This window comes from Streptomyces abikoensis, assembly GCF_014648775.1.
GTDB classification, from domain to species: Bacteria; Actinomycetota; Actinomycetes; order Streptomycetales; family Streptomycetaceae; genus Streptomyces; species Streptomyces abikoensis.
This window is the reverse complement of the sequence record NZ_BMRT01000002.1, coordinates 371,613-388,878: the sequence shown is the minus strand read 5'-3', so window position 1 is coordinate 388,878 and position 17,266 is coordinate 371,613. Positions and strand designations below refer to the sequence as shown.

General features: G+C 74.6%; 10 protein-coding genes (1 of these 10 running past the window's edge). 9 read left to right on the top strand and 1 reads right to left on the bottom strand.

The genetic code is table 11. From position 1 onward, the window contains the following. The first annotated feature begins 96 nt into the window (after nucleotides 1-96). The 5 genes from pqqA to pqqB are packed head-to-tail and all read left to right on the top strand — an operon-like array spanning nucleotide 97 to nucleotide 3,238. The gene (pqqA, locus tag IE096_RS08220; protein ID WP_189450142.1) at nucleotides 97-267 is read left to right on the top strand and encodes a pyrroloquinoline quinone precursor peptide PqqA; all 171 of its coding nucleotides are present in this window, start codon (nucleotides 97-99) and stop codon (nucleotides 265-267) included. Between the two features lie 49 nt (nucleotides 268-316). Beyond that, nucleotides 317-1,021, top strand: a complete 705-nt coding sequence (gene pqqC / locus IE096_RS08215; RefSeq protein WP_189450140.1) for a pyrroloquinoline-quinone synthase PqqC — start codon at nucleotides 317-319, stop codon at nucleotides 1,019-1,021. Beyond that, the gene (gene pqqD / locus IE096_RS08210) at nucleotides 1,018-1,278 is read left to right on the top strand and encodes a pyrroloquinoline quinone biosynthesis peptide chaperone PqqD (protein ID WP_189450138.1); all 261 of its coding nucleotides are present in this window, start codon (nucleotides 1,018-1,020) and stop codon (nucleotides 1,276-1,278) included. Before pqqC ends, pqqD begins: the two co-directional genes overlap by 4 nt. Further along, nucleotides 1,275-2,342: a pyrroloquinoline quinone biosynthesis protein PqqE gene (gene pqqE, locus IE096_RS08205; protein ID WP_229820040.1), complete on the top strand. Its 1,068-nt coding sequence runs from the start codon at nucleotides 1,275-1,277 to the stop codon at nucleotides 2,340-2,342. The genes pqqD and pqqE overlap by 4 nt, the downstream gene beginning before the upstream one ends. After that, nucleotides 2,339-3,238, top strand: coding sequence for a pyrroloquinoline quinone biosynthesis protein PqqB (gene pqqB / locus IE096_RS08200; protein ID WP_189450136.1), 900 nt, complete (start codon nucleotides 2,339-2,341; stop codon nucleotides 3,236-3,238). Before pqqE ends, pqqB begins: the two co-directional genes overlap by 4 nt. A 7-nt stretch (nucleotides 3,239-3,245) precedes the next feature. Here the strand turns inward: pqqB and IE096_RS08195 are convergent, their stop codons facing one another. Then, a complete protein-coding gene (locus IE096_RS08195) occupies nucleotides 3,246-3,887 on the bottom strand; it encodes an AAA family ATPase (RefSeq protein ID WP_229820039.1) in 642 nt (213 codons plus the stop codon). A gap of 349 nt (nucleotides 3,888-4,236) precedes the next feature. Between IE096_RS08195 and IE096_RS08190 the strand changes: the two genes are divergently transcribed. The 4 genes from IE096_RS08190 to IE096_RS08175 form a co-directional block, all read left to right on the top strand. Further along, nucleotides 4,237-4,944, top strand: a complete 708-nt coding sequence (locus tag IE096_RS08190) for a polysaccharide deacetylase family protein (RefSeq protein WP_189450133.1) — start codon at nucleotides 4,237-4,239, stop codon at nucleotides 4,942-4,944. Between the two features lie 68 nt (nucleotides 4,945-5,012). Next, the gene (locus tag IE096_RS08185; RefSeq protein ID WP_229820038.1) at nucleotides 5,013-5,417 is read left to right on the top strand and encodes a septal ring lytic transglycosylase RlpA family protein; all 405 of its coding nucleotides are present in this window, start codon (nucleotides 5,013-5,015) and stop codon (nucleotides 5,415-5,417) included. A 176-nt stretch (nucleotides 5,418-5,593) separates the two neighbouring features. Then, nucleotides 5,594-6,631 (top strand): GDP-mannose 4,6-dehydratase, encoded by a 1,038-nt coding sequence (locus tag IE096_RS08180; RefSeq protein ID WP_189450130.1) that lies wholly within the window; start codon nucleotides 5,594-5,596, stop codon nucleotides 6,629-6,631. Between the two features lie 264 nt (nucleotides 6,632-6,895). Continuing rightward, nucleotides 6,896-17,266: the 5' portion of a type I polyketide synthase gene (locus tag IE096_RS08175; RefSeq protein WP_189450128.1), read on the top strand. It continues 18,225 nt past the right edge of the window; only the first 10,371 of its 28,596 coding nucleotides appear in the window; its start codon is at nucleotides 6,896-6,898; its stop codon lies beyond the right edge, outside the window.

Genomic DNA, 17,266 nt, shown 5'->3' with positions numbered 1-17,266 from the left:
GTCACTCGTTCCGGCGATTGCGGGGCGTGCGGTCGTTGACCGAACCTGGTATACCGGCCGGGTGCGTCGCCCCGGCCCGGATCAGGGGGAGATGTCATGCCGGAGACCGTCGTGCCGTCGATCGTCGCCGAGGCCGTCACGGGTGTACGCGGTGACCCGCAGCAGGGTGCGGGTGGTCCTGCCGCCGGCTCGCGGCCCTGGACGCCGCCCGCTTTCACCGAAGTCGAGCTCGCCGCCGAGGTCACCGCCTACGCCGGGCACTGGTAGGCCCCACCCGGAACCCGGAACCCGTCATTCCGAGACCGGGAGGAGCCTCATGACCGACCCGGAAGCCCGCAGTACGGCCGAGTTCACCGCCGCCCTCCGCGCCCACGAGGACCGCTACTGGCACAAACACCCCTTCCACCTCCGGCTGCACGAAGGACGTCTCGCGCCCGACGAGCTGCGGCAGTGGATCGCCAACCGCTGGTACTACCAGAAATGGCTGCCCCAGAAGGACGCCGCCATCATCGCCAACTGCCCACTCGCCGACGTGCGCCGCCGCTGGGTACGGCGCCTCGCCGACCAGGACGGCAGCGACGGCCGGCCCGGGGGGCACGTGCAGTGGCTCGACCTCGCCGAAGCCGCCGGGCTCACCCGCGCCGAGGTCCTCGACGAACGCCACGTCCTGCCCGGCGTGCGTTTCGCCACCGACGCCTACGTCGCCTTCGCCCGCACCCGGCCCTGGACCGAGGCCGTCGCCGCCTCCCTCACCGAGCTCTTCTCACCCGCCCTCATGCGCACCCGCCTCACCGCCCTGCGCACCCACTATCCCTGGATCGCCCCCTCCGGCCACCGCTACCACGAAGCCCGGCCCGACACCGCCACCCACGACGCCGGGCACGCCCTCACCCTCGTCACCACCCATTGCGTCACCCGCGCCGAGCAGGACGCGGCACTCGCCGCGCTCGCCTTCAAGTGCGAGGTGTTGTGGAGCATCCTCGACTCCCTCGATCACGCACACACGGGTCGTGGCCGGTGACGTGTTGGCGGCTGCGGCCAGGGGTGCGGCTGATCCACGACTCCGTGCGGGACGCCGGTGTTCTGCTGCACCCCGACGGGGTGCTGATCCTCAACGAGACCGGTGCCCGCGTTCTCGCACTCTGTGACGGGAACACGGACCTGGTCACGATCGCCGACGCCCTGTCCCGGGCGTACGACGCCGTCCCCCTGCACGACCTCCGGGACTTCCTCGACGCACTCGCCCGGCGACGGCTGATCGAACGAGCACACCCGTGAACAGGCCCCTCGGCATGCTCGCCGAGCTCACCCACCGCTGCCCCCTCCGCTGCGGCTACTGCTCCAACCCCATTGGGCGTCATTCGCGTTCCAGCGAGCTCACGACCCAACAGTGGTGTCAGGTGTTCGAAGAGGCCCGTGAGCTCGGAGTGCTTCAGGTTTATTTCTCCGGGGGAGAGCCTCTGCTGCGCCGCGATCTGGCCGGGCTCGTCGCCCATGCGCGGCGCCTCGGGCTTTACACCAGCCTCATCACCGGCGGGCAGGGGATGAGCGCCGACCGGCTCGCCGACCTTGTCGCCTCCGGCCTCGACCACGTCCAGATCAGCCTTCAGGATGCCGATGCGGCGGTCGCCGACGCCATCGCCGGGCGTGCCGCCGTACATCGGCGCAAGCTCACCGCCGCTCGGCTGGTCAAGGAAGTCGGGCTTCCGTTGACCCTCAATGTCGTGCTGCACCGCGCCAACATCGGCCACACCCGCGATCTCATCGACCTCGCCCTCCGACTGCGCGCCGACCGGCTCGAACTCGCCAACGCCCAGTACTACGGGTCCGCCCTCCTCAACCTCCCTGCCCTGCTGCCCAACCGGGCACAGCTCGACGCCGCAGAGACCCTCGTACAGGAAGCCCGCAACACCCTCGCCCACCGCCTGGAGATCGTCTACGTGCGGTCCGACCTCCACGACGGCGTCCCCAAGCCCTGTATGCACGGCTGGGGCAGCCGGCAGCTCACCGTCACACCCAGCGGCGACGTCCTGCCCTGCCCGGCCGCCGCCCGCATCCCCGGCCTGGACGTGCCCAACGTCCGGCAGGCGGCTCTCGCCGACATCTGGTTCCACTCGGCCGCGTTCAACCGCTTCCGGGGGACCGCATGGATGCCCGAGCCGTGCCGGAGCTGCCCCCTCAAGGAGGACGACCACGGGGGCTGCCGCTGCCAGGCCTTCCAGCTGGCCGGCGACCCCGCCGCCACCGACCCGGCCTGCCGGCTCTCCCCACACCACGCGCTGGTACGCACCCTCCTCCAGGACGCCGAAAGCGCCCCCGACACGCTTCCGTACCGGGCATGAAGCTACGGATCCTGGGCACAGCGGCGGGCGGCGGACTGCCGCAGTGGAACTGTGCCTGCCCCGGCTGCGCCCGGGCCCGCGCCACCGGCTCCCACGCCTGGCGCACCCAGGAATGCCTGGCCGTCTCCGTCTCCCCGGACGCCTGGTACCTCGTCAATGCCTCACCCGACGTCCGCGCCCAGATCCTCGCCGCCCCCGGCCTCACCCCACCCACCGGCACCCGGCACACCCCGCTGCGCGGCGTCCTCCTCACCGACGGCGAACTCGACCACACCGCCGGCCTGCTGGCCCTGCGCGAGGGCGCCGCCCTCGATCTGTACGCCCCGCCCGCCGTCCTGGCCGCGCTGGACGGGCCGTTCCCGCTCCGTACCCTGCTCGCCCCCTACGGCTCCGCCCGCTGGCACGCGGTGGGCTCCGGCCCACTGCTCCTCGACGGCGGGCGGCTGCGGGTGACCGCCGTCCCCATCAGCGGAAAACGGCCCCGGTACGCCTCTGGATCCGACGCCCCCGGCCCCTGGGTCGTCGCCTACCGCTTCGACGACACCGCCACCGGCGCCGCCGCCGTCTACGCGCCCTCGCTGGCCCGCTGGCCGGACGCCCTCGACGACGCCCTCGCCGGGGTGGGCTGCCTGATCCTCGACGGGACGTTCTGGAGCGAGGACGAGATGGCCCGGGCGACCGGCGGCCGGGGGAGCGGTGCCCGCGCGATGGGCCACCTGCCCGTCGACGGGCCCGACGGCACGCTCGTACGGCTTCTCGGCCGTGATGGCGTCCGTTGTTTCTACACGCACCTCAACAACACCAACCCACTCGCCGATCGGGCGTCCCCCGAGCGCGGCGCCCTGGCCGGGACGCCGGTGGAGGTCCCCTCCGACGGGACCGAGATCGAGTGGTGAGCGGCGGCTAAGCGGCCGCGTCCGCGGTGCGCCGGTGTATTCGGCGGAGCACCGCGGGCAGCTTCCGTGCCGTCGGCCCCGGGCCGCCGCCCGGTGCGAACTCCACCGCCGCCACCCGCTCCCGTGACACCCGGTCCAGCAGCACCACCGACGCCGCCTCCGGAAGCGAGCCCCCGGACAGCTCGCCCAGCAGACGGTCCAGTCCCCTGCGGTGCTTGTCGAAGACGCGCCGGGGCGCCCACCGGCCACGGGCGTCCTGCCCGGCCAGGGCCTCTGTCGCGGTCACATCCAGCAGGATCAGATGCAGCTCGTTCCCCTGCCGTGCCGCCTCCCGCGCCAGCCATCGGCGCATCCACGCCCGGCTGCCGCAGTCGTGCACCAGGAACGGCCGGCCCCCGCGCACCTCCGCGCGCAGCCACCGGAAGTACTCCACACGAGCCCAGGGCCGGTAGACGGCGTACGGCAGCCAGGCGGGCATCACGGCCTCGCACGCCTCGTGGACCATGCGCGGGTCCATGGCCGGGGCGGCCTCGGACAGGCGCCGCAACAAGGTGCTCTTGCCGCTGCCGGGCAGACCGGAGACGACCAGTGCGGCGCCTGCCGGGTAGGACAGGGTGACCGGGGTGCCGTCCTGCCCCCGTAGATCCATCAGTCCTCGCGGGGTTGCCGTCGGCCGGGGCGGTCGGTGCGGTGCCGCCTCCGTCACCCCGGCCGACCCGCGTATGTCGTCCACGTCCATCCCCTGCCGTTCGAATGCCGAAGCCCCTCAGCCTCGCACGGTCCGGGGGTAGTGGTGGAGACGCCGTCGCGATCCAGCCGGTTGCCCGCGGCTGCGCGTGTGTGTGATGCGTGTGATGTGTGCGACCTATGGGTGCACCGATGCCCACGAGGCTTTTTATTCAGGATTGATCGGGCGTTTAGCGTGTGGTGAACGCAGGCTTCCAAGCTCTCGCTCGTTCCGCCGGCCAACCCGGCCGACAGCGAAAGGGAGCAGAACCATGAAAACGATGCGCACCGTGCTCAAGGGCGCCTGGGTCGCCACCGCCATGGCCGCCGCGGTCGTGACGGCGGCCGGCACGGCGTCGGCCGCGAACACCGACGTGGTCACCGCCGCCGCGTCCGGGGCGGGCAGCCGTACGTTCGCCCTGACCATCGACGACGGCCCCAGCCCCACCTGGACCAACCAGGTCCTGGACCTGCTCAAGGATCGCGAGGTGAAGGCCACCTTCTGCGTCATCGGGGACCACGCGCGCCAGTACCCGGACCTGATCCGGCGGATCGTGGACGAGGGGCACAGCCTGTGCAACCACTCCATGCACCATGTGAACCCCACGACGCAGAGCCCGGACCAGCAGCGGTCCGACATCCAGGAGGCCTCGGACGCCATTCGCGCCGCCGCGCCGGGTGCGTCGATCGACTTCTACCGGGCGCCGGAGGGCGGCTGGACGGACGACGCCAAGCAGTACGCCGCGAGCCAGGGCATGCAGCCGATCGGCTGGTCGGTCGACACCGAGGACTGGCGGCGGCCCGGCGCCGACGCGATCTTCGAGAACTACAAGCGGGCGTTCCAGGGCGGCGGAGTGATCCTCATGCACGACGGCTCGCAGGAGAACGACCGCAGCCAGAGCGTCGAGGCCATGGGCCGGATCCTCGAGGACCTCTCCAACAACGGCTACTACGACGACCGTCCGGCCGTCCTGGGCTGACGAACGGCCCCGGCCGATCCGTTCCCCGCCGCCGTCACAACCACCACTCAGATGGGATGAACACTCCGATGTCCGCTTCCGTACGCTCCCTGTTCGGCCGTACGCTCGCCGTCGCCGCGCTGGCCGCCGGTCTCACCACCGTCGTCTCCGTGCCGGCGCACGCCGACAGCGGGCCGCAGGCCTGCACCGCCTCCTGGTACGGGGCGCCCGGCGAGATCCCGCCGGGCTGGCCCACCGCCAGCGGTGAGCCCTTCGACTCCGAGGCGATGGCCGCCGCGAGCCGCGACCTGCCGTTCGGCACCGAGGTCCGCGTCACCAACGCCGAGAACGGTGAGTCCGTCACCGTGAGAATCAACGACCGCGGCCCCACGGACACCAGCCGCTGTATCGACCTGACGCGAGGGGCCTTCGCCCGGATCGCCGATACGGACCGGGGCCTCACCGAGGTCACGCTGGAGATCCTCGGCGACTGACGCCACACCATCCCGATCGCTTCGCCCGGGGCGGGCGGCCACCATCACATCCGGTGGCCGTCCGCCCCCGGTCCGTCTCGGCGTCCCGTTCCGAAGCCTCCTTCCCGAAGTCTCGGAAATTCCTTAGCCCCATGCGTGATTCCGTGAGCGTGCCGAGCACTGCGAAAGGGGACTGGATGTCCAAGCGCGCGCTGATAACCGGAATCACCGGGCAGGACGGTTCGTACCTGGCCGAGCACCTGCTCTCCCAGGGGTACCAGGTCTGGGGGCTGAACCGGGGGCAGGCCAATCCCCGGAAGGACCGGGTGAGCAAGCTCATCCCCGACCTCCAGTTCGTCCACGGGGACCTGATGGACCAGGCCAGCCTGGTGGCCGCCGTGGACCTCGTCCAGCCCGACGAGGTCTACAACCTCGGCGCGATCTCCTTCGTGCCCATGTCCTGGCAGCAGGCCGAGCTCGTCACCGAGGTCAACGGCACCGGCGTGCTCCGGATGCTCGAGGCCATCAGGATGGTCAGCGGGCTCAGCGGATCGTCCGCGCGGGCGGACCGGCCCGGGCAGATCCGGTTCTACCAGGCCTCCTCCTCGGAGATGTTCGGCAAGGTCGTCGAGAGCCCCCAGAACGAGCGCACCTCCTTCCACCCCCGCAGCCCCTACGGCGTCGCCAAGACCTACGGGCACTACATCACCCAGAACTACCGCGAGTCCTTCGGGATGTACGGCGTCTCCGGCATCCTCTTCAACCACGAATCACCGCGCCGCGGCGCCGAGTTCGTCACCCGCAAGATCTCGCTGGCCGTCGCCCAGATCAAGCTCGGCCTCCAGGACAAACTGCTGCTCGGCAACCTCGACGCCGTACGCGACTGGGGCTTCGCCGGCGACTACGTACGCGCCATGCACCTCATGCTCCAGCAGGACGAACCCGGCGACTACGTCATCGGCACCGGACAGATGCACTCCGTACGCGAGGCGGCGCGCATCGCCTTCGAGTGCGTGGGCCTCGACTGGGAGGAGCACGTCGTCGTCGACCCGGCCCTCGTGCGGCCCGCCGAGGTCGAGACGCTCTGCGCCGACCACGGCAACGCCAGCGAACAGCTGGGCTGGGAGCCCTCGGTGGAATTCCCCGAACTGATGCGGATGATGGTCGAGTCCGACCTCCGCCAGGCCGGCCGCGAGCGCGAATACGGCGAGCTGCTCTCCGCCGCGAGCTGGTAGGCCCGAGCCCACCACGCCCCCCTGCTCACACCCGTCGCACACGCCCCGGAGCGGACCGAACCGAGCGAACCGGCCGACTCTAGGGAATTCCATGGCCACGCCCGCCGACACTGAGCGCGTGGCGTGCGGGAAGTCGAGCAGGCGCCCCGTCGGTGCGGGGCGCCCAGATGACTCACGTCGACTGTGGATCAGCCATCCCGAGTGCCGGATGCCCACAGCGAATTCCTCTGCTGTCCGCCGGTCTTGAGATGGGTTGAGTTGACAATGGACAAGGAACAGAAGCTCCGGGACTACCTCAAGCGGGCGAGCGCGGACCTCAAGCGCACGCGGCAGCGGGTGGGCGAACTGGAGGCGGCCGCCCGCGAGCCCATCGCGATCGTGGGCATGAGCTGCCGCTTCCCCGGGGGCGTGAGCAGCCCCGAGGAGCTCTGGTCCATGCTCGTCGCCGGCGAGGACGGCATCACCGGCTTCCCCGGCGACCGCGGCTGGGAACTGATGACCGACGGCACCGAGGAGTTCTTCGGCGGCTTCCTGCACGACGCCGCCCGGTTCGACGCCGGTTTCTTCGGCATCTCGCCGCGCGAGGCCCTCTCCATGGACCCCCAGCAGCGGGTGCTGCTGGAGTCCTCCTGGGAGGCCTTCGAACGGGCGGGCATCGACCCGGCGTCGGTCCGGGGCACCCGGACCGGCGTGTTCGTCGGGGCCATGCCCCAGGACTACCGCGTCGGCCCCGACGACGACGTCCAGGGCTTCACCCTCACGGGCAACGCCACCAGCATCCTCTCCGGCCGGCTCTCCTACTTCTTCGGGGCCGTCGGGCCCGCGGTGACTGTCGACACCGCCTGCTCCTCCTCCCTGGTCGCCCTGCACCTGGCCGCCCACTCCCTGCGCCAGGGCGAGTGCTCCCTGGCACTGGCCGCGGGCGTCACGGTGATGTCCAGCCCCACCACCTTCGTCGAGTTCAGCCGCCAGGGCGGGCTCGCCGCCGACGGCCGCTGCCGCTCCTTCGCCGACTCCGCGGCCGGCACCGGCTGGTCCGAGGGCGTCGGCGTCCTCGTCCTGGAACGGCTGTCCGAGGCCCGCCGCAACGGGCACCAGGTCCTCGCCGTCATCCGGGGCTCCGCCGTCAACCAGGACGGCGCCTCCAACGGCCTCACCGCCCCCAACGGGCCCTCCCAGCAGCGCGTCATCGAGCAGGCCCTGACCAGCGCCCGCCTCTCCGCCGACGAGATCGACGTCGTCGAGGCCCACGGCACCGGCACCACCCTCGGCGACCCCGTCGAGGCCCAGGCCCTCCTCGCCACCTACGGCCAGGGCCGCCCCGAGGACCGCCCCCTGCTCCTCGGCTCCGTCAAGTCCAACATCAGCCACACCCAGGCCGCCGCCGGCATGGCCGGCGTCATCAAGATGGTCATGGCCATGCGCCACGGCCTGCTGCCCAAGACCCTCCACGTCGACACCCCGTCCACCCACGTCGACTGGACGGAAGGCGCCGTACGGCTCCTCACCGAGGCCACCCCCTGGCCCAAGGGCGACCAGCCGCGCCGCGCCGGCGTCTCCTCCTTCGGCCTCAGCGGCACCAACGCCCACACGATCCTCGAAGAGGCCCCCGAGTACGCCGAAGAGACGAAGGAGGCCGAGGACGGGCGCCTCGACGTCGACGTCCTGCCCTGGCTCGTCTCCGGACGCACCCGTGAGGCCCTGCGCGCCCAGGCCGGCCGGCTCCTCTCCTTCCTCACCACCGCCCCCGCCTCCGCCCTCGACCCGGCCGACATCGCCTACTCCCTCGCCACCTCCCGCTCCGGCTTCGAGCACCGCGCCGTCGTGACCGCCGCCAACCGCGACGAGGCCATCGCCGCGCTCACCGCGCTGGCCGCCGACGAACCGGCCGCCGCCACCCTCACCCAGGGCACCACCCAGGGCGGCCGCGGCAAGCTCGCCTTCCTCTTCACCGGCCAGGGCGCCCAGCGCCCCGGCATGGGCCGCGAGCTCTACACCCGATTCCCCGCCTTCGCCCAGGCCCTCGACGAGGTCCTCACCCACCTCGACCCCGGCCTGGACCGGCCCCTGCGCGAGCTCCTCTTCGCCGCCGACGGCACCCCCGAGGCCGAGCTCCTCCACCAGACCGGCTACGCCCAGCCCGCCCTCTTCGCCCTCGAGGTCGCGCTGTTCCGGCTGGCCGAATCCTGGGGCGTCAAGCCCGACTTCCTCGCCGGGCACTCCGTCGGCGAGATCGCCGCCGCCCACGTGGCCGGAGTGTTCTCGCTGGCCGACGCCGCGACGCTCGTCCTCGCGCGCGGCCGGCTGATGCAGGCCCTGCCCGCCGGCGGCGCGATGGTCTCCCTCCAGGCGAGCGAGGACGAGGTCCTGCCGCTACTGGCCGACCGCGCCGAGAGCGTCTCCCTCGCCGCCGTCAACGGCCCCCGCGCCGTCGTCGTCGCGGGCGAGGCCGACGCCGTCCACACGATCGAGCGGCACTTCACCGACCTGGGCCGCAAGACCAAGGAACTGCGCGTCTCGCACGCCTTCCACTCGCCGCTGATGCGGCCGATGCTGGACGAGTTCCGCGCCGTCGTCGCCGGCCTCGACCCGCAGGCGCCGGTCGTCCCCGTCGTCTCCTCCGTCACCGGCGCGCTCGCCACCGTCGAGCAGCTCACCTCGCCCGACTACTGGGCGGGCCACGCGCGTGACACCGTCCGCTTCGCCGACACGATCGCCTGGCTCGACGCCCACGGCACCGGCACCCACCTCGAACTCGGCCCCGACGGCGTCCTGTCCGCCATGGCCCGCGACTGCCTGGACGCCGACGAGCGGGCCGAGGGCACCGCGCCCGCCACCGTCGCGCTGCTGCGCGCCGGCCGCCCCGAGACCCGCGCCGTGACCGCGGCCGCCGCCGAACTCCACGTCCGGGGCGTGGCCCTGCGCTGGGACGGCTACTTCACCGGCACCGGCGCCCGCCGCGTCGACCTGCCCACGTACGCCTTCCAGCGCCGCCGCTACTGGCCCAAGGGCGTCACCCAGAGCGGCGACGTCCGCGCCGCCGGACTCGGCGCCGCCCACCACCCGCTGCTCGCGGCGGCCGTGACCATCGCCAACTCCGACGGACTGCTGCTCACCGGCCGGCTCTCCCTCCAGTCCCACCCCTGGCTGGCCGAGCACGCCGTGCGCGGCACCGCGCTGCTGCCCGGCACCGCCTTCCTGGAACTGGCCGTCCGCGCGGGCGACGAGGTCGGCTGCGCGCGCGTCGAGGAACTCACCCTCGCCGCGCCCCTCGTCCTGCCCGAGCAGGGCGGCGTCCAGGTCCAGGTGTGGGTCGGCAGCCCCGACGCCACCGGCCGCCGCGAACTGAGCCTCCACTCGCGCCCCGACGGCGCCGAGGAACTGCCCTGGACCCAGCACGCCACGGGCGTCCTCGCCCCCGACGAGCACCGGGCCGCCGGCCCCGACGCCGCCGCCTGGCCGCCCGCCGGCGCCCAGCCGCTGGACCTCGACGGCTTCTACGACGAACTCGCCGCCACCGGCTTCGGCTACGGCCCGCTCTTCCAGGGCCTGCGGGCCGCGTGGCGCGCGGGCGAGGACGTCTGCGCGGAGGTGGCCCTGCCCGAGGACTCCACCGCCGACGCGGGCTCCTTCGGCATCCACCCCGCGCTGCTCGACGCCGCCCTCCACGCCTCGGCCTTCCTCGGCCTCGGCGAGCGCGGGCGCGGCGGCCTGCCCTTCTCCTGGCAGGACGTGTCCCTCCACGCCTCCGGTGCGACCACGGTCCGCGTCCGGCTGTCCCGGGCCGGGGACGACGCCCTCTCCCTCGCCGTCACCGACACCACGGGCGCCCCCGTTGCCTCCGTCGGCTCGCTCGTCCTGCGCGCCCTGCCCGACGAGCAGTCGGCCGCCGCCGCGCCCATCGTCCGCGACGCGCTGTTCGAGCTGCGCTGGTCCCCGCTGCGGGACCGGGCCGCCGCCGCGCCCGCGTCCGTCGCCGTCCTCGGGCCGGACGCGTTCGGCCTCGCCGCGGCGGCGGGCGCCACGGCGCTCGCGTCGCCGGCCGCCGCCGAGGATGTGCCCGCGCTCGTCCTCGTGCCCGTCGTGGGCGACCCGGACGACGCGGCCGCCGCCGCGCACACCCTCACCGCGACCGCGCTGAAGCTGCTCCAGACGTGGCTCGCGGACGAGCGGTACGAGCAGTCCCGGCTGGTGTTCGTCACCCGGGGCGCTGTCGCCACCGACGGGCAGGAGGCCGTCGACCCGGCGGCCGCCGCCGTCTGGGGCCTGGTGCGTTCCGCGCAGACCGAACACCCGGGCCGCTTCGGGCTCCTCGACCTGGACCCGGCCCAGGCCGGTGCCCGCGCCGGGGCCGGTGCCTCTGCCCAGACCGACGTCTCCGTTGAGGCTGCGGCTCTCGCCGAGGCCGACGTCCCTGCCGGGGCCGGTGCCCCCGGCGAGGACGGCGCTCACGCCGCCCCCGCCGCCCTCCTCCCCGACGGCGCCCTCTCCGTCACCGAGCCGCAGGCCGCCGTCCGCGCCGGCACCGTCCTCGGGGCCCGGCTCGCCCGGGCCCAGGCGCCCCGCGCGCAAGAGCGCGCCTGGGACCCGGACGGCACCGTCCTCCTCACCGGCGCCACCGGCGGCCTGGGCCGGGTCCTCGCCCGGCACCTGGTCGCCGAACGCGGCGTCACCCGGCTGCTGCTCGTCAGCCGCCGGGGCACAGACGCCCCCGGCGCCGAGGAGCTCCGCGCCGAACTGACGGAACTCGGCGCCCACGTCACCCTGGAAGCGTGCGACCTCGCCGACGCCGCCGCCGTCGAGCGGCTGCTCGCCGCCGTGCCCGCCGAGCACCCCCTCACCGCCGTCCTCCACAGCGCCGGCGCCCTCGACGACGGCGTCATCGAGTCGCTGACCCCCGAGCGCCTCGACGCGGTCCTGCGGCCCAAGGCCGACGCCGTCTGGCACCTCCACCGGGCGACCCAGGCCCTCGACCTCGCCGCCTTCGTCGTCTTCTCCTCCCTCTCCGGCACCGTCGGCGCGCCCGGCCAGGGCAACTACGCCGCCGCCAACGCCTTCCTCGACGCCGTCGCCCGGCTCCGCCACGCCCAGGGCCTGCCCGCCCTGTCCCTGGCCTGGGGCCCGTGGGCGCCCGCCGCCGGCATGACCGGCGGCCTGTCCGGCGCCGAGCTGGAGCGGATGGCCCGCCGGGGCACGCCCGCGCTCACCGAGGAGCAGGGCGTCGCCCTCTTCGACGCCGCGCTCTCCTCCCGTACGCCCGTCCTCCTGCCCGTGCGCCTCGACCTGTCCGTGCTGCGCCTCCAGGGCGACGTGCCGCCGCTCCTGCGCGGCCTGATCCGCACCCCCGTGCGCCGCTCCGCGGTCTCCGGCGCGGAGACCGCCGTCGGCCTCGTCCAGCGGCTGTCCGTCCTCGACGACGAGGGCCGCGCCGCGCTGGTGCGCGACCTCGTCCGCACGCAGGTCGCCGCCGTGCTCGGGCACGACGGCGCCCAGGACGTCGACGTGGACCGCCCGTTCCAGGAGCTGGGCTTCGACTCGCTCACCGCCGTCGAGATGCGCAACCGCCTCGGCGCCGTCACCGGGCTGCGCACCGCCGCCACCGTCGTCTTCGACTACCCGACCGTCACCGCGCTGGCCGGGCACGTCCTCGCCGAGCTCATGGGCGCGGAGACCGCCGCACCCGAGGCGGCTCCCAAGGCCGCCGCCGACCACGACCCCATCGTCATCGTGGGCATGAGCTGCCGCTACCCCGGCGGCGTCGCCTCGCCCGAGGATCTGTGGCGGCTGGTGAGCGAGGGCACCGACGCGATCTCGGGCCTGCCCACCGACCGCGGCTGGGACCTCGACGCCCTCTACCACCCCGACCCCGACCACCTCGGCACCACCTACACCCGCTTCGGCGGCTTCCTCCACGACGCCGCCGACTTCGACCCCGCGTTCTTCGGGATGAGCCCCCGCGAGGCCCTCGCCACCGACTCCCAGCAGCGCCTTCTGCTGGAGGCGTCCTGGGAGGCGATCGAGCGCTCCGGCATCGACCCGGTGTCGCTGCGCGGCAGCCGCACCGGCGTGTTCGCGGGCGTCATGTACAACGACTACGCGGCCCACCTCGCCGACGAGCGGTTCGAGGGCTTCCAGGGCAGCGGCACCTCGCCCAGCATCGCCTCCGGCCGCGTCTCCTACGTCCTGGGCCTGGAGGGCCCGGCCGTCACCGTCGACACCGCCTGCTCCTCCTCGCTGGTGGCCATGCACTGGGCCATGCAGGCGCTGCGGGCGGGGGAGTGCTCGCTGGCGCTCGCCGGCGGTGTGACGGTGATGTCCACGCCGACGTCCCTCATCGAGTTCTCCCGCCAGCGCGGCCTGTCCCCGGACGGCCGCTGCAAGGCCTACTCGGACTCCGCCGACGGCGTCGGCTGGTCCGAGGGCGTGGGCATGCTCGTCCTGGAGCGGCTCTCGGACGCCCGCCGCAACGGCCACCGCGTCCTCGCCGTGGTCCGGGGCAGCGCCGTCAACCAGGACGGCGCGTCCAACGGGCTGACCGCCCCCAACGGGCCGTCCCAGCAGCGCGTCATCCACCAGGCCCTGGCCGGTGCCGGCCTGACCACCGCCGACGTCGACGCCGTCGAGGGCCACGGCACCGGCACCACCCTCGGCGACCCCATCGAGGCGCAGGCGCTGCTGGCGACGTACGGTCAGGACCGGCCGGAGGAGCGGCCGCTGCTGCTCGGCTCGGTGAAGTCCAACATCGGCCACACCCAGGCCGCCGCCGGCGTGGCCGGCATCATCAAGATGGTCATGGCCATGCGCCACGGCGTGCTGCCGCGCACCCTGCACGCCGACGCGCCGTCCTCGCACGTCGACTGGGAGGCCGGCGCCGTCCGGCTGCTCGCCGAGGAGACGCCGTGGCCCGAGGCGGGACGCGCCCGCCGCGCCGGCGTGTCGTCGTTCGGCATCAGCGGCACCAACGCCCACGTCATCCTCGAAGAGGCCCCCAGGGTCGCCGAAGTCCAGGACCCCGCCGTCTCCCCGGCCGTCGTGCCGTGGACGCTCTCCGCCAAGAGCCGCGCCGCGCTGCGCGAACAGGCCGCGCGCCTGTACGCCCTCGTCGAGGCCGAGCCCGCCCTGGACCCGGCCGCGACCGCCCTCGCGCTCGCCACGACCCGCTCCGCCTTCGACCGGCGCGCCGTCGTCGTCGGCGACCGGGACGAGCTGTCGCGCGCGCTCGCCGCGCTCGCCGCCGACCGGCCCGACCCGGCCCTCGTCGAGGGCGAGACCGGCTCCGCCGGCGAACTCGCCCTGCTGTTCTCCGGGCAGGGCAGCCAGCGCCCCGGCGCCGGCCGCGAGCTGTACGCCCGCTTCCCCGTGTTCGCCGAGGCCCTGGACGAGGTCACCGCCGCCCTGGACCCGCACCTGGACCGCCCGCTGCGGGACGTCCTCTTCGCCGCCGACGGCAGCGCCGAGGCGGAGCTGCTGGAGCGCACCGGCTGGACCCAGCCCGCCCTGTTCGCCCTGGAGGTCGCCCTCCACCGGCTGCTGCGCTCCTGGGGCGTCCGCCCGCAGGTCCTGCTCGGCCACTCCGTCGGCGAGATCGCGGCGGCGCACGCCGCCGGGGTGTTCTCCCTGGCGGACGCCGCCAAGCTCGTCGCCGCCCGCGCCCGCCTGATGGAGGCCCTGCCCGAGGGCGGCGCGATGGTCTCCCTGCGGGCGACCGAGGACGAGGTCGCCGCGCTGCTCGCCGGGCGCGAGCACGAGCTGTCCCTCGCCGCCGTCAACGGCCCCGACGCCGTCGTCGTCGCCGGTGACGAGGCCGCCGCCGAGCAGATCGCCGCGCACTTCACCGCGCTGGGGCGCAAGACCCGGCGGCTGCGGGTGAGCCATGCCTTCCACTCGCCGCTCATGGAGCCGATGCTGGCGGACTTCCGGCGCGTCGCCGAGGAGATCGCCTACAGCGCGCCGGCCGTCACCGTCGTCTCCAACCTGACCGGCCGTCCCGCGACCGCCGAGGAGCTGTGCTCCCCGGACCACTGGGTCCGTCACGTCCGCGAGACCGTCCGCTTCGCCGACGGCGTCCGCGCCGCCCGTACCCTGGGCGCGGCCACCTTCCTGGAGGTCGGCCCCGACGGGGTGCTGGCCGCCCTCGCCCAGGACGTCCTGGGCGACGAGAGCGACACCGGCGCCGACGTCGTCCCGCTGCTGCGCGCCGGCCGGGACGAGGAGCGGGCCGCCACGACCGCCCTGGCCCGCCTCCACGTCCGCGGCGTCGCCGTGGACTGGACCGCCGTCCTCGCCGGCACCACCCCGCCCGCCGCCCCGGCCGTGGACCTGCCCACCTACGCGTTCCAGCGCGAGCGCTACTGGCCCGAGACCGCGCCCGAGGCGCTTCCGGCCGCCGTGCTCGCCGACCCGGCCGACGCCGAGCTGTGGGGCGCCGTCGAACGCGGCGACGCCGCCGGGATCGCCGGGCTCCTCGGCCTGCGCGACGAACAGCACGCCTCCCTCTACACCCTGCTGCCCGCCCTGTCGTCCTGGCGCCAGCAGCGCCAGGAGAAGGCGCTGCTCGACGCCACCCGCTACCGCGTCGAGTGGCGGCCCGTGCACGCTGCCGCCGCCCCCGTCCTGGACGGCACCTGGCTGGTCGTCACCACCGACGGCGTGGACGCCGACGAGATCGTGGACGCGCTGCGCGGCCACGGCGCCCAGTTCGAGCGCCTCGACCTCGACCCGGCGGGGGAGGAGCGCGAGGCCCTCGCCGACCGCCTCCGGGAGTCCGGCGACATCGCCGGCGTCCTCTCCCTCCTGCCGCTGGCCGACCGGCCCGGCCGCCCCCTGGACGACCGGCTGCCCACGGGCCTCGCCCTGGGCGTCGTCCTCACCCAGGCACTGGGCGACGCCGGCCTGACCGTGCCCGTGTGGACCCTCACCCGGGGCGCCGTCACCACCGGCCCCGACGACCCGCTCGCCGCCCCCCTCCAGGCCGCCTCCTGGGGCCTGGGCCGGGTGGCCGCCCTGGAGGACCCGCGCCGCTGGACCGGCACGATCGACCTGCCGCCCGTCCTGGACGCCCCCGTGGTCCAGCAGCTCGTCAGCGCGCTCGCCGCGCGCGGCGGCGAGGACCAGCTCGCCCTGCGCGCCACGGGCACGCTCGGCCGGCGGCTCGTCCGCCGCCCGGCGGCCGACCTGCCGCCCGCCGACGCCTTCGCCGCCGAGGGCACCGTCCTCGTCACCGGCGGCACCGGCGCGCTCGGCGCCGACGTCGCCCGCTGGCTCGCCCGCAGCGGCGCCGAACACCTCCTGCTCACCAGCCGCCGCGGCCCCGACGCCCCCGGCGCCGACGCGCTGCGCGCCGAACTGGAGGAGCTGGGCGCCCGCGTCACCCTCGCCGCCTGCGACATCGCCGACCGCGACGCGCTCGCCGACCTGCTCGCGGCGGTCCCGGACGAGTACCCGCTGACCGGCGTCGTGCACGCCGCCGGCGTCGGCCAGGCCGCGCCCCTGACGGACACCTCCCTGGCCGACGCCACCGCGCTCATGGCCGCGAAGCTCCTGGGCGCCGCCCACCTGGACGCCCTCCTCGCCGACGAGGACCTGGACTTCTTCGTCCTCTTCTCCTCCGTCGCCGGAGTGTGGGGCAGCGCCGGCCAGAGCGCCTACGGCGCCGCCAACGCCTACCTCGACGCCCTCGCCGAGAACCGGTGGGCCCGCGGCCTGCCCGCCACCTCCCTCGCCTGGGGCCCCTGGGCCGAGGCCGGCATGGCCACACACGAGGCCGTCGCCGACCGTCTCCGGCAGAGCGGCCTGCGCTTCCTGGCGCCGGCCGCCGCCCTCGCCGAGCTGCGCCGCGCCGTCGTCCAGCAGGACGTCACGGTCACCGTCGCCGACATCGACTGGGAGCGCTACCACCCCGTCTTCACCTCCGTCCGCCCCAGCGTCCTCTTCGACGAACTCCCCGACGTCCGCGCCCTGACCACCCCCGCCGGCACCACCGGCGAAGGCGCCGCGCCCGAGTTCGCCGGGCGGCTCGCCGGCTTGGACGAGGCCGCGCAGGAGCGGCTGCTGACCGACCTGGTGCGCGCCGAGGCCGCCGTCGTCCTCGGCCACGCCTCCGCCGAGGCCGTCGACGGGCGCCGCGCCTTCCGCGACGCCGGCTTCGACTCGCTGACCGCCGTCGAGCTGCGCAAGCGCCTGGCCGGCGTCACCGGCCTGGCCCTGCCCGCGACCATGGCCTTCGACTACCCGACGCCGCTGGCCCTCGCCCGCTTCCTGCGCGGCGAACTCCTGGGCGCCGGGCAGGCCGCGGCCGCCCCGGCCGCCGCGCCCGCCGGGGGCTTCGACGAGCCCGTCGCCATCGTCGGCATGAGCTGCCGCTTCCCCGGCGGCGTCCGCTCCGCCCAGCAGTTCTGGGAGCTGATCGAGGGCGGCGTCGACGCGATCTCCGACTTCCCCGTCAACCGCGGCTGGGACACCGGCCTCCACCACCCCGACCCCGACCACCCCGGCACCACCTACTCCACCCTGGGCGGCTTCCTCCACGACGCGGGCGAGTTCGACGCGGGCTTCTTCGGCATCTCCCCGCGCGAGGCCCTCTCCATGGACCCCCAGCAGCGGCTGCTGCTGGAGACCACCTGGGAGGCGTTCGAA

What these genes read in the sequence shown, in the direction of transcription:
- pqqA (WP_189450142.1), top strand. Translation starts at nt 97, where the DNA reads ATGCCGGAGACCGTCGTGCCGTCGATCGTCGCCGAGGCCGTCACGGGT.
- pqqB (WP_189450136.1), top strand. Translation starts at nt 2,339, where the DNA reads ATGAAGCTACGGATCCTGGGCACAGCGGCGGGCGGCGGACTGCCGCAG.
- IE096_RS08180 (WP_189450130.1), top strand. Translation starts at nt 5,594, where the DNA reads ATGTCCAAGCGCGCGCTGATAACCGGAATCACCGGGCAGGACGGTTCG.
- IE096_RS08185 (WP_229820038.1), top strand. Translation starts at nt 5,013, where the DNA reads ATGTCCGCTTCCGTACGCTCCCTGTTCGGCCGTACGCTCGCCGTCGCC.
- IE096_RS08195 (WP_229820039.1), bottom strand. Translation starts at nt 3,887, where the DNA reads ATGGATCTACGGGGGCAGGACGGCACCCCGGTCACCCTGTCCTACCCG.
- IE096_RS08190 (WP_189450133.1), top strand. Translation starts at nt 4,237, where the DNA reads ATGAAAACGATGCGCACCGTGCTCAAGGGCGCCTGGGTCGCCACCGCC.
- pqqC (WP_189450140.1), top strand. Translation starts at nt 317, where the DNA reads ATGACCGACCCGGAAGCCCGCAGTACGGCCGAGTTCACCGCCGCCCTC.